13 protein-coding genes are annotated in these 12,311 nt (G+C 39.2%); 10 read left to right on the top strand and 3 right to left on the bottom strand.

Annotated features, from left to right (window positions below; genetic code table 11):
- The first annotated feature begins 67 nt into the window (after positions 1 to 67).
- The 8 genes from ABDV94_RS14895 to coaE all read left to right on the top strand — a co-directional run bounded on the left by ABDV94_RS14895 (position 68) and on the right by coaE (position 6,919).
- Positions 68 to 1,570 (top strand): hypothetical protein, encoded by a 1,503-nt coding sequence (locus ABDV94_RS14895; RefSeq protein WP_343748001.1) that lies wholly within the window; start codon positions 68 to 70, stop codon positions 1,568 to 1,570.
- Positions 1,571 to 1,587: 17 nt separating this feature from the next.
- Positions 1,588 to 3,423, top strand: coding sequence for a hypothetical protein (locus tag ABDV94_RS14890; protein ID WP_343748000.1), 1,836 nt, complete (start codon positions 1,588 to 1,590; stop codon positions 3,421 to 3,423).
- Between the two features lie 172 nt (positions 3,424 to 3,595).
- A complete protein-coding gene (locus tag ABDV94_RS14885; protein WP_343747999.1) occupies positions 3,596 to 3,817 on the top strand; it encodes a hypothetical protein in 222 nt (73 codons plus the stop codon).
- 255 nt (positions 3,818 to 4,072) lie between these two features.
- Positions 4,073 to 4,306 carry a hypothetical protein gene (locus tag ABDV94_RS14880; protein ID WP_343747998.1) on the top strand — a complete coding sequence of 78 codons (234 nt, stop codon included), beginning with the start codon at positions 4,073 to 4,075 and terminating at the stop codon, positions 4,304 to 4,306.
- A gap of 6 nt (positions 4,307 to 4,312) precedes the next feature.
- Positions 4,313 to 4,864, top strand: a complete 552-nt coding sequence (locus ABDV94_RS14875) for a hypothetical protein (RefSeq protein ID WP_343747997.1) — start codon at positions 4,313 to 4,315, stop codon at positions 4,862 to 4,864.
- 488 nt (positions 4,865 to 5,352) lie between these two features.
- The gene (locus tag ABDV94_RS14870) at positions 5,353 to 5,910 is read left to right on the top strand and encodes a SiaB family protein kinase (RefSeq protein ID WP_343747996.1); all 558 of its coding nucleotides are present in this window, start codon (positions 5,353 to 5,355) and stop codon (positions 5,908 to 5,910) included.
- A 7-nt stretch (positions 5,911 to 5,917) separates the two neighbouring features.
- The gene (locus ABDV94_RS14865; RefSeq protein WP_343747995.1) at positions 5,918 to 6,301 is read left to right on the top strand and encodes a DUF1987 domain-containing protein; all 384 of its coding nucleotides are present in this window, start codon (positions 5,918 to 5,920) and stop codon (positions 6,299 to 6,301) included.
- A 36-nt stretch (positions 6,302 to 6,337) separates the two neighbouring features.
- Positions 6,338 to 6,919, top strand: coding sequence for a dephospho-CoA kinase (coaE, locus tag ABDV94_RS14860; protein ID WP_343747994.1), 582 nt, complete (start codon positions 6,338 to 6,340; stop codon positions 6,917 to 6,919).
- Here coaE and ABDV94_RS14855 read toward each other — a convergent pair.
- On the bottom strand, positions 6,916 to 7,581 hold the full coding sequence (locus ABDV94_RS14855; RefSeq protein WP_343747993.1) for a hypothetical protein: 666 nt from the start codon (positions 7,579 to 7,581) through the stop codon (positions 6,916 to 6,918). The two genes, coaE and ABDV94_RS14855, sit on opposite strands and share 4 nt — an antisense overlap.
- 80 nt (positions 7,582 to 7,661) lie before the next feature.
- Here ABDV94_RS14855 and ABDV94_RS14850 point away from each other — a divergent pair, with 80 nt between their 5' ends.
- Entirely contained in the window at positions 7,662 to 9,782 is a 2,121-nt protein-coding gene (locus ABDV94_RS14850; RefSeq protein ID WP_343747992.1) for a S46 family peptidase, read from the top strand.
- 171 nt (positions 9,783 to 9,953) lie between these two features.
- On the opposite strand, the gene gldC is transcribed toward ABDV94_RS14850, so the two are convergent.
- The gene (gene gldC, locus ABDV94_RS14845; protein WP_343747991.1) at positions 9,954 to 10,304 is read right to left on the bottom strand and encodes a gliding motility protein GldC; all 351 of its coding nucleotides are present in this window, start codon (positions 10,302 to 10,304) and stop codon (positions 9,954 to 9,956) included.
- Between the two features lie 4 nt (positions 10,305 to 10,308).
- Entirely contained in the window at positions 10,309 to 11,340 is a 1,032-nt protein-coding gene (locus ABDV94_RS14840; protein WP_343747990.1) for a hypothetical protein, read from the bottom strand.
- A 68-nt stretch (positions 11,341 to 11,408) separates the two neighbouring features.
- On the opposite strand from ABDV94_RS14840, the gene ABDV94_RS14835 reads away from it, so the two are divergent.
- Positions 11,409 to 12,257 carry an outer membrane beta-barrel protein gene (locus ABDV94_RS14835; protein ID WP_343747989.1) on the top strand — a complete coding sequence of 283 codons (849 nt, stop codon included), beginning with the start codon at positions 11,409 to 11,411 and terminating at the stop codon, positions 12,255 to 12,257.
- Positions 12,258 to 12,311 lie beyond the last annotated feature (54 nt).

The following is a 12,311-nucleotide window of genomic DNA, read 5'->3' as shown; positions in this document are numbered from 1 at the left end:
AATAATTTGGATATTCAAGTTTTTTGTGGTTGATTTGAAATACTTATTCACTGAATATCAAAACACTATGATAAAACTAACCCTATGCTTAATCGGAGGAATAGTTTCTGTCTCAAATACATTTGCTACTACTGAACAAAGTATAACTGAAACTCCAAAAACTGACCTACTTGATTCAATAATCACAATAGCGATTATCCTATTCATCGTAAGTATGATCGTAGAGAAGATGACTCAATTTGTACGTAGTTATGGTCCAGGCTCTTGGATAGCACAGTTATTTTCTAAATTAGGAATTAAAGGTATTTGGAAAAATATAGGAAAAGGGCAAAAACCAGAAAGTATTGAACTTAAAAATAAGATAGAACGCGAAGTGGCGATGTTAAGTTTTGTTATTGGATTAATAATCGCTTCTTCTCTTGGTATAGATATCCTTAGCATGTTTCAGGCAAATGATCCCCGTGAAGTAATTTTTTGGAAAGGGAGTCAATATCCACATAAGATTATTTTAATTCTTTCATTAATCCTAACCGCCTTTTTTCTTTCCTTCGGATCAAAGTTTTTTCATGATTTGTTGGATATGCTTCTTCAAATAAAAAACTTAAAAAGAAAACTAGCTTCTGATGAGACTTATGATGTTGAAACGGTAGAGCAGTTAGATACATATTTAACCAAATCACAATCAGAAATTGTTCACCTCGCCATAGAGCAAAATAAGGAATTATTTCATCATAAAGAATTGACATCTACTCCAATGCATGGTAAACTGATGAAAAATGATGAACTAATAGATTGTATTGATATACACATTAGTGGCTCTGACAGAGGTAAGATTCCCATCTCAGTAAATGCAGATATAGGAAAGGGTAAAAGGGTAAATATTCCCGTCAACGTGATTTTCAGAGTGGAAACAGCTTCCGTATATGTCGGTCAGAACAGCGCGGTTTTTGTAGCTGAAAGAGCAGGAGTATCCGGAAGCCTTTGCTGTAAAATTAGGATTGGTAGTGAAGAAAGACTGCTGACTTGTAGTCATGTTCTAAATGCCGGAAAAGGAGTTAATAGATTTGGTGCAATAAAACCAACTCCTGCAATGATCGATGGGAAACTAAATGGAAATTTTGTTTGGGCATTACATGATAAGCAATTCGACATTGCATTAATAAAAACAACTACAAGTAGTTTCACTTATGAAATTACTCCAAATAAAGTTAAGAAGTTAACTCATTTAGATATCCGAACATTACAAGTCCGCATTATGTGCAATGACACATTAAATGGCGGTTATCTAGAAAAAAAAGGGTATGTAATTAACAATAGAACAATCAATCCAATACCAATCAAATATTCTGATGGAACTTATCAAATGACTGATTTAATAGTTCTTTCAAATATCAAAGAAAGTGAATCAGATGATAACTATAGTGGCATAACTACTCCAGGGGATTCAGGTGCTTGTGTTTACGATCAATATAATAATCCAATTGGAATGATTATAGCCGGGAACAATAAATTCTCCTACGCAATTCCGTTGGTCAACATCTTAAACAAGCTGTCTGCAGAAATAGTATAAACCTTAAAACTCTCAATATGAAAAAACGTAAATTATTATTGCTAGCAATAACCATCGTTAATCTTTCTTTGATGAATAAAGGGCTTTCGCAAGAGAATTCAATAAAAATTGATATAAATAAAATCAACAAGGATGGATATGAGGTCGATTTCAAAAAGGGTTTTACAATTGCTTTTGTAAACATGGATTCCAAAACAGAAAACAAAATTCAATATCAAGTGGAAGGTGCTGATGGTAATCCAGCTAAAGAAATCACCATGTTAGCAGAAAAACTAAGAACTACCAAATATGAACTTAAAATACTATTAAAGGACGATAAACTTATTTTAACTGCAGCTGACCCTACAAATCCAATAGAGATTGATAAGAATTTTTTCTTGATTTTTAATAAAGATAGGATTGCAATAAAAAACAAGTTTATTGAATCAGAACAAGATAAGAATAGCGAAAATAACATTATTCCATATTGGCAACTCGTGAAAAAATTTGAATTTAAACTCTCACCATTTAAAGTTGATCCTGAAAAAAACGGGGTTATTGATGAAACTGAAATATTAAAAGATTATCCAGACGCAAATTGCTTGATCTATAATGCCAAAACCGGTAAAACAAAAACTTATCTGAACGGGAAGATCGTAGATAAAACTAAAACTGTTGTAAATGCTGGAGAACCTTTGGTTTTAGTAGTAGCAAACGTGAATCCCGCAATTTATTCTGTCGAAGTTCTAGACTCTACGATTCTCATGTATAATGAAAGTAATTCACTCATTGAGACATTATTATTAAGTCGAGCTGAGAATTGGTCAGGGGATAACGAAACGGTCGCTCAAAGTAAAAAAATAAATGACGAGGAGTTAAAACAATATCAAACTATGAAAATTAAACTTCTACTCGCACGTACAGAAATGAAAACACTTTTGGAAAACTACTATTTGAGTAGTCCATACGGAAATGAATGCTTAAAAGAGAAGAAAAAAGACGCATTAAACTATATAGACACTAGTATTGAGCGATTTTTTGAGGATTCGGGAGATAAGGGATCTTATAAAAATTTATCATTCCTGCAATTGGTTGATCTTTATTTATCACCATCGGGTCAGGACTCTGTTTTAAATAAAGAGTTGAAAATCCTGTATAAAGAATTTACAATTAATCAACCCTACATTACTTACTACTGTCCACAAGTGCCCAAAGCTGATAAATTGGATCTTAGAATGACAATCGAAGCAAAACCCTTAAATCCATATCCTAGCCTTCAAAAAGGGTCCCAATTTAAGAAAAATTCAAAAAATCCAACTCAGACGATCTATATAAAAGGCTTTTTTAAAGCCGATATTAGTGCTGGTTTATATATGGGTTTCAAGCATGATCAAACTTATACTTTAGCTGCTGATAGTACAATAACTAAGAATACAACAAATACTTCGGATTCAACAATCTATAACAAACGTATAGTAAATGAAAACACGGGTACAAAGGAATTTGGATTTGCCAGCTACCTTCATCTATATCATAAATGTTGGACTTCTGTCAATTTAGGGTTAACTCTTGGAGCTGGAATAAGTTTTAGTGATAAGGTTCGTGTGCGTTATTTTACAGGAGTAAGTTTACTTTTAGGTGCGCACAATCGTGTATGTTTAAGTGCTGGAGCAGTTTGGGGTAATTATAGCAATCTGAGTAACCAATATAAAATCACAAAAACTATTGGTCAATATGATCCGCTTCCTTCAAACTATTCAAAGCTAGAATATGTAACACGTTTCCGAGGTACAGGATTTGTTTCTGTTAGTTATAACTTACCATTTTTAAACAGACAATCAACTGGCTCTAAACAGACTAAAAAAGAAGATTAGTCGTTATTTAAAGTCTTTTATTCAGTTAACTATTTTAAACGTTTGTGAATTACTTCAACTAGAAAATTCAGGTCGATCAACTGATATATGTAGCTTCGTTATTAAAAAAAATGCGTTATACTTTTACTAGTAATTTATTATACTAGAATCTAACTATTCACAATTTTATTATATGGGAGTTTTAGACGATAAAAAATTGTTAACCTGGAAAGATGATGGAATAAGTGTTCCGTTTGAAAGATTCCAAAATTTCGCAGTTCGTGAAGGTTTTCTTTATGTTTTTACATATCCAATTGGAAATATTCCAAAGATGGCTTTTGCATTAAGATCATTGGATGATCTCAAGAAAATAGAACCGTTTCAAGATCTAAGTGATTTTGAACTAATTGAATAAAGTTAAAAGCTATGTGTAAACATTTGTTGTAAAATGGAAGATGTGACTTGAGGATATCTGATTCTAATGGAAGTAAAAACAGTTCAATTTCTTTAGAAAGAATAACGACATTTTTAGAAACAGCAGAAAAATCACCTCATTCTAAAAGTAACAACTAGGATTCGGTTGTGTACCTCAGATTTGTTGCTTTTCCGCGAGATATTTCGCTACTTTCAAGGATTGCCCTTATTTTGTGATATAACTAAACTATTATCAATGAATGATTTGCCAGCACAAGCACACTTGAGAGTTGAGATAATAATGGAGTTTCAAGGAAAGCGAATTTCTAAAAAGGATTTTGAAGAAAATCCTCTTATTCAAAGCTCCTTACCGAACTTAATTCAGTTTCAAAAAAAGTATCATGAAGCTTTAAATAAAGCGAGCCGAAGCCATTCGTACTTTAGGATGGTTGTCTCTGAAAATGGAATTGATATAACTGAAGTAAAATAGTTTGATATGGCAAATTATCAACAAACTTTTATTGAAGCGATTGAGCGTACAAAACGATTGAATTTGAAACTTGATGTACCAGTATTAGATTCTCAGGATACTTATATCAAACCTTTTCATTATGAAGATCTAAGAGATCTTCTTTGTCATAAATTTCCCGAATTCATTAATGGTGAACTAGCACTACAATGTGCTACGGTTTCATATTTTATGAAACCATTAGTTGACAAATATTTGGAATGTGAATCACTAATTACCTGCGGTTATTTTATACTTGGAGATGCAACTAGTTTTTTCATAGATGAAGATTTTGTAATAAAATTACTCAAGGAAAAACAAAAAAATAGAATCATAGGATTTCATGTTTGGTTAACACTCCCAAGTTTAGAAATTATCGATTTTACAATTGGTCAAACCTATGCTCGCGTGGGAAAAGATATACCGATCCATGAATATGTATTTAAGCATCCAAACACAATGCAAGAGGGTTCGCTTCAATTCCATCCTGTAATACTAGGAGAAGATTTTTTGAGAAAAACTGGATATTTAATTGATTAATAAATTACTTTATCGCAATTGTAATGCTTGCATCCATTCAATTTCAAATGGTTCTAGGGTGTTTCAGAGGAATAGAAAGGATTATTTAGAACCCTCTGGAAACGTTGGGAGTACAATAGTACCCTTATTCTTACCCTAAACTCGTGCTTCACTTTCAATACACTAATAATCAATGGGTTGAAGTTAATTTCCAACCCCGTATTTGTTCCACATAGGAACATAGAACACATAGCGGATTGCATTTGCGGACATCTGCGCACCTCCGCGGGAAAACAACCTCCATAGATTCAGCGCGAATGCTCCCGAATTATCAACGAGTCTGTAAGCGCAAAATCATCAAAAACTACACCGGTTTTCCTCCTCCAGGTAGCTGACGAGACCAGTCGCTGAAATCTCACGATAAATTCTACCATTTGCTCATTTTTTTCGTCGAACCTCAGAATTAGTTCGATAGGATTCTTATATTTGTTCCACTTCGAAAACTAAGAATGATAAAGAACGACATCTACGAACTATACCAAACAATGGAGCGGGAAAATATCCTGCTATCATTCAAGGGAGAGGTCACGTCGGAACTTATGTCCTCAGTTCTTTCCATCATGGAGTCTAAAATGGATTACATGGAAGAATCTCCCAAGATGAAAAAGAAGGTTTTCAACGTATTGGTAGAATGTTTGCAGAATTTGTATCACCACATTGATTCGGGTGAAGATGCTGACAAGAACCTGACGCGGATTGAGGCACGTTCTGCTTTGTTTATGATAGCAAAGAAAGACGATCATTTTGTTATTCGAACCGGAAATTACATTGACAACGAAAGCGCGCTGGATTTACAAAAGCGCCTCGAAATGATCAATGGAATGGATAAGGATGAGCTGAAGAAATATTATCAGGATGTGCTCAGCAATGGGGCATTGTCCGATAAAGGAACAGCTGGACTTGGTATGATTGATATTGCACGGAAATCGGGAAACAGACTGGAATACCAGATTTTACCGATTAACGACATAACTAGTTTTTTCTGTTTGAACATAAAAATTGATTAGTAAGAATATGGAAAATTTACACCTGGAAGGATCAGCGAAAACACCTTCGATCCATTTTGATGCCACTACCGGAAAGCTTGAGTTGAAAGGTCGTTCTATTCCTGAAAACTCAGTGGAATTCTACAAGCCTTTGAATGACTGGATTGATTCTTACGGGAAAAATCCGATCGCGGAGACGGCTGTTGATGTGAAACTGGAGTATTTCAATACCTCTTCATCCAAATGCATCCTGGATTTGTTCAAAAAACTGGAAGCGATCTCGGGATCCAAAACGAATGTAACCGTGAACTGGTTCTTCGAAGAAGACGATGAAGATATGGAAGAAGCCGGCCAGGATTACCAGGCAATCATCGGGCTGCCTTTCAATATCATAGAAGTAGAAGAAATTTAAAAACAGATCCCCCTTCGCCAAGGGGGATTTTTTGTTATGAAAAAAAAAACAGTCGGCATCACCGGTGGAATCGGATCCGGGAAATCAGTTGTTGCGAAAATCCTTGAGATCATGGGCTATCCTGTGTACTCCTCCGATCAGCGCGCAAAAGACCTGATGCACGAAGATCACTCCATTGTGGATGGTCTCAAAAAACTTTTCGGGGAAGAAGCGTATATCGGCGGAGTGCTGAACCGGCCTTACCTTGCGGCACAGATTTTCCAGGACGAATCCAAAAGAACAGCGATGAACAGCGTGGTGCATCCGGCGGTCAGAAAGGACTTCAAAGATTGGGTCGAAGCACAGCAATCGCCGCTTGTTTTCCAGGAATCGGCACTCTTATTCGAAACCGGGAACTACCGGTCTTTTGATGCCGTATTTTTGGTTGGTGCGTCAGAAGAAATCCGGATTCAGCGCGTAAAAGAACGCGACAGCCTGACCGATGAGCAGGTGTTTTCCCGCTTCAATGCGCAAATGCCGGAGTCTGAAAAAAGAAAACTGACCGACCTGGTCATTGAAAATAACGGAACAGCATTTCTCGTTCCGCAAATCCTCCGTTTGATCAAACAGATCGCTTAATCCACTTCTTCGTAATCGTCGAAATGAGTATTGGACTGATTCTGATTCGGGTTATTTCCGTTGTATGGATCGTTATTGTCTTGATTTCTTCCGAATGCTTTTCCTGAAAAAATGACGCTGAGCGCGTTCACCATTCGAAGCAGCATGGTAATCGTGAAGAAGAAACCAACAATTTTAAAGATAAATCCGAAGATCGGCGTGCCCTCGATATCAATGATGTTGGAATAAAACCAGCTGGAAATGGAGTTTGCTGCAAATTCCGGGTTCAGGAGCAAAAAGCCGAAAACAGCCATCGCTAATGCCACAATTCCGAATTCGAGTCCCATTTTGGGTTTCTGCGTATCGGAAAGTGTTCTTCCCTGGATTTGGATCATCATGACCTTTCGTAATTGCATATTCTGCACTTTTCCAACGAAATACATGAGCAGGATCAAACCGGTGGTGACAGATGTTGCCATGTTTCCATTCGGATTATCCGTACAGAACAGGATGGCCACGTCTGCAATCAGCAGATACTGGATCGTTTTCAGGGCAAGCCCCAGCGGGTAAGATACGGGTACGCCTCCGCGCAACAGGACAAAGCCGAATTTCAAAATTCCCCAAATGAAACTGAAAATCGCCAAAATGACTCCCAGTCGAAAGATTAAACTGATAAATTCCACATAGCAAAAATGCGAAAAAGGGTTGAATTGAACAACTTGTTTTGGCAGGGTATTGGTATATTTGGGCAAAATTGAGAAATATGAAAAATGGTTTGTTGAGTTTAGCCCTGTTAATCGGGTTTGCGCTTCATGCGGAAGAGGGGATGCTCATTCCGTCTTTGCTTCAGGCGTTTGAATCCGATATGAAAGCAAAAGGAATGAAACTCTCCGCAGCAGATATTTATTCGGTAAACAATGCCTCGCTGAAAGATGCAATCATGCATTTCGGAGGTGGTTGTACCGCCGAACTGGTTTCGGACAAAGGCTTGCTTCTAACGAATCACCACTGTGGTCTGGATGCCGTGCAAAAACATTCATCTACCGAACACGATTACCTGAAAAACGGTTTCTGGGCAAAAAGCTTTAAAGACGAACTTCCGAATGCCGGATTGACCGCTACGCGGATCGTGCGAATCGAAGACGTAACCGAAGCCATGTTGTTCGGAATCCAGGGATTGGAAGACGGGAACAAGATCGGAGAAGTGTTGAAACGTAACATGAAAAAACTGATTGAAGACGCTACCCGCAATACTCACTATCAGGCCGATGTACAGGCATTTGATTACGGAAACAGCTTCTACCTGATGGTGAAGGAAGTGTTTACGGACGTGCGTTTGGTTGGAGCTCCTCCAAGTTCTATCGGGAAATTCGGTGGAGACACGGATAACTGGGTTTGGCCGCGCCATACCGGAGATTTTTCCGTATTCCGCATTTATGCAGGAAAAGACAACAAGCCGGCGGCATACAGCGAAGACAACGTTCCGTATTCGCCGATCAAGCATTTGAAAATTGCATTCAACGACCGAAAAGCCGGAGATTTCACAATGGTATACGGTTTCCCGGGACAAACAGAACAGCATTTGACTTCCGGAAACCTGAAATACTACATCGAGAAGCAACGCCCGATGGAAATTGATATGCGTACGAAAAGTTTGGCAGTGATCAATGAAGCAATGACCAAATCAGACCTGACACGGATTCAGTACATGGCAAAACAGGCGCGCATTGCCAATGCCTGGAAGAAATACATCGGGCAGATTGACGGATTGAAACAACTGGATGCGGTTTCGCTGAAAAAGAAATTCGAAGACGAATATGTGGCGCGGGCAAAATCGCAGGATGGCTGGAATCAGTACGCTCCCCTGGTTGACCGCATGAACCAGCTGGTAGACCAAAAATCGCACTACGAGTTTACCTACACCCTGATGGTGGAATACCTGTTCGTGGGGCCGGAGTTTTTCCGACTGACACGTTCTATGGAAGATATCGAGCGCAATTACGAGAAATATAAGACTAATAACGAACTGGATGCTAAAATTCAGAACCTGGTGAAAGGGGCAGAGGGATTCTTTAAGAATTACGATGTGAATGTTGACAAAGGAATCTTTGAGGTGCTCACTCCTGCATTCCAAAACTACCTCGACAAGCGTTTTGTGATTCCTTCCCTGAGCAACCAGAAACTGGCGGCTGACGTGTATTCCAAATCAGTGTTTGTGAACAAAGAAAAGTACCTGGCTTTCCTGAATAAGTTCGGAGATAAATCATTGGCAGCATTGAAGAAAGACCCGGGTTACAAATTGTTTACGGAATGCTTCAACCTGATGCGTAATGAAATTGCATCCGGATCAAATGACTACGGACTGGAAATGGACGCTCTGCTGAAAGAATTTGTCAAAGGAAAATTAATCATGTTCCCGGATGCAAAACACTGGCCGGATGCCAATTCAACGCTGCGTGTAACTTATGGTTTGCTGGAAGGTTCAGCCCCGGTTGATGGAATGGCATATACGGAGCACACCACGTTGAAAGGAATGATCGACAAGCACAACACCGGAAATCCGGATTTTGATCTGGATCCGAAAATGATTGAGTTGTACAAATCGAAAAGTTACGGAAACTATGCTCAGAACGGTGAGTTGTGGGTATGCTTTACGGGATCAAACCATACAACGGGAGGAAACTCCGGTTCCCCGGTGCTGGATGCAAACGGAAATTTAATGGGATTGAACTTCGACAGAAGCTGGGAAAGCACGATGAGTGATTTCTACTTCGATCCGAACCGTTGCCGCAACATCGTGGTGGATATCCGCTACGTGATGTGGGTGATGGACGTTTACTGCGGTGCAAAACATTTGGTCGACGAGATGACGTTGGTGAAATAGATATTAATAGAGACAAGATTTCAAGAGTCTGGTCTTTAAGACTTGAGATACTCACTAAAAAAGGCTTTCAGAATTTCCGAAAGCCTTTTTGATTTTATCTTGACTCAATAAAATCTTAAAATCTGATCTCTCGACTCAATAACGTTTTGTGTCTTGACTCCCGAAGTCTTCTTATTTCTCCGGCATAATATCCATCTTCTCAGCGAAATGGTAGCAATAATCTCTCAAATCTTCTGAAATGAGGTTTTCGCCCGTTGCTTTCTCAAAAGTATCTGCCATGGTGAGCAGCGTTTGATGAAAAAACTGCTTCATTTCCTCTACGGACATATCTTTCGTCCACAAATCAATCTTCATGGTATTGTTATCCTCCGGGTTCCAGAGAGACAGCATCATGGCTTTCGCCGGAGCATTTTCAATGTTTCCGTCTTGCGCGCTCCAATGCATTTCAAGTGGAAGATTGTTTGCGTTAAGCCCAATTTTTACGCTGATTTCAGATCGTTTTGTTACTATTTCTTCTTCCATTTTTTCAATCGTTAATTTGGTATTCCTTTAAAATCTCGTTGTACGGTTTGTCGATTAATTCCTGCAAAGTTACATCATATTGTTCCATATAGCTGCAAACAATGCGGTAACCTAAAAATTGTCCCAGGCGATCCGGTCCCTTTTGAGGTAGTCCGGCGGTGAACGGAGCTTCCTGCAAAAATGCCGCCTGATCGGTTTCACTTCGGGCAAACAAGAGGTTTTGCTTCACCAGGTATTCCCAGAAATTGCGTTCGTTTCTCAAAGCCCAGTCGTATTCTTTTTCGGTATAACGGAGCAAAATATGTTCATCCTGTTCCGGTAATGCCGCTTTCGTCAGGTAAAGGATTTTACCCCACTGAACAATGGCCTGGATGTTATTGAAATCCTTTCCGGGTTCACAAATATGCGTCAGGATCCAGCCGCAAACCGCATCACGCTCGAGGTATTCCGGTTCCATGGCTTTTTTAATCCATTCGTAGAATACATCGCCGGGCAATTCCCGGATTACATCCGTTTTTGCTCCTAAATAACGCTCCAGCCCGATCCCGATTTCCTGCTCCGTGCAGTAAACACTCGACGAAAAATACGAGTTCATGAAAATCACCGATTTCGGAAGTTTGCTGTTTGGCAGGTGGACATGTAAACGTTTGAATCCATCTTCAATTATTTGTTTGGATTTCGGGAGCTTGGGAGCCAGTTTTTCATCGATGCGTTTCGACAGGCGTTTGTAGTATGGACTCAGCGTGAAATCTGCCCAGTTTATCGCAAAAGTACTGTCTTTCGGAAGCCCGGTTTTGAAACAGTAGTAAAACTGGTAATCCATCATATCCGGGTATTTTTTCGCCAATGCTTCGATCTCAGAACTCAGTTTCTCATCCGGAGTATGCTTCAAAATACTATCCAGTTGAACACCTTCCAGGCGGTACGTGCTCGAAGAAATATCCACATCCAGCGGATCGGAACACGAAACGGCCAGTAACAGGATGGAAGCGAACACGAAAAGTGCCGGTGAACTCAATTTTTTCGTAAATTTCATATTGGTCAAAAATAATCATTCTAGTCTCATCGAAAGAAACTATATTTGGTTCAGTTTTAAGATAACTTATGAAAAGAGTAATAGTAACATGTTTGGCAGTAGCTTTTTCCGCTGCCGTTTTTGGACAATCAGAAGGATCTGATAAAAAAGTAAACATGGGAATCGCCTACCAGTTAGGGTTGAATTTCACGAAACCGGGAACCAAACGCATCGAGAAAGACGGAGTGGGGGTTCAGAACGCTTTCGGATTGAATATCAACATCAATTTCAATGAAAATATTGGGTTTGTGACCGGGTTGGAGTTCGATTTCGAATCTTACCGGATTGCCATGACGGCTCTTAACGGAAACTCTTATTACTATTACAACGACAACAACATCATCCAGGAGAAAGACGTGAAGGATCCGAACACCGATCAGGTTTTCCGCCTGACGGGAAGACAGTATAAAAACATTTATGCAACATTGCCTACCATGCTGCTCTTCCGTACCAATGCAATCGGAGACTTCCGTTACTACGGGAAATTCGGAGCACGTACCAGCTTTTTGATTAAGTCGACAAGAAATGATGACGGATTCATCTTCGGGAACGGTGCAAACGGAACGAATATGGACGCAATCCAGGCAGGTTTGTACCCATCGACAAGTACGACCATGGACGGAATGAAATCTTCCTACGGAAACGATGTAAGCTTCATTCGTGTTGCTTTAGGTTTGGCTGGTGGAGCTCAGTGGAACTTTACAGGAAACACGCTGTTGTTTGCTGAATTAGGATTCTACTACGGGGTGACTCCGATCAACATCGAAGGAAGCGGAAAAAACAAAACGCTTTTCAACAGATCAGCTGGAAGCAGTGATTACTTCGGTTTGAAAACAACACAAACACAGTTCTGTTTGAAAATCGGAATCTTGTTCTAAGAAAAAACAAACTCAACATAGGAAATCCCGTCCGGCATCGCTGAGACGGGATTT

The organism is Fluviicola sp. (assembly GCF_039596355.1).
GTDB lineage: Bacteria > Bacteroidota > Bacteroidia > Flavobacteriales_D > Crocinitomicaceae > Fluviicola.
Note: the sequence above shows the minus strand (reverse complement) of the source record. Positions and strands in the feature narration are given on the sequence as shown.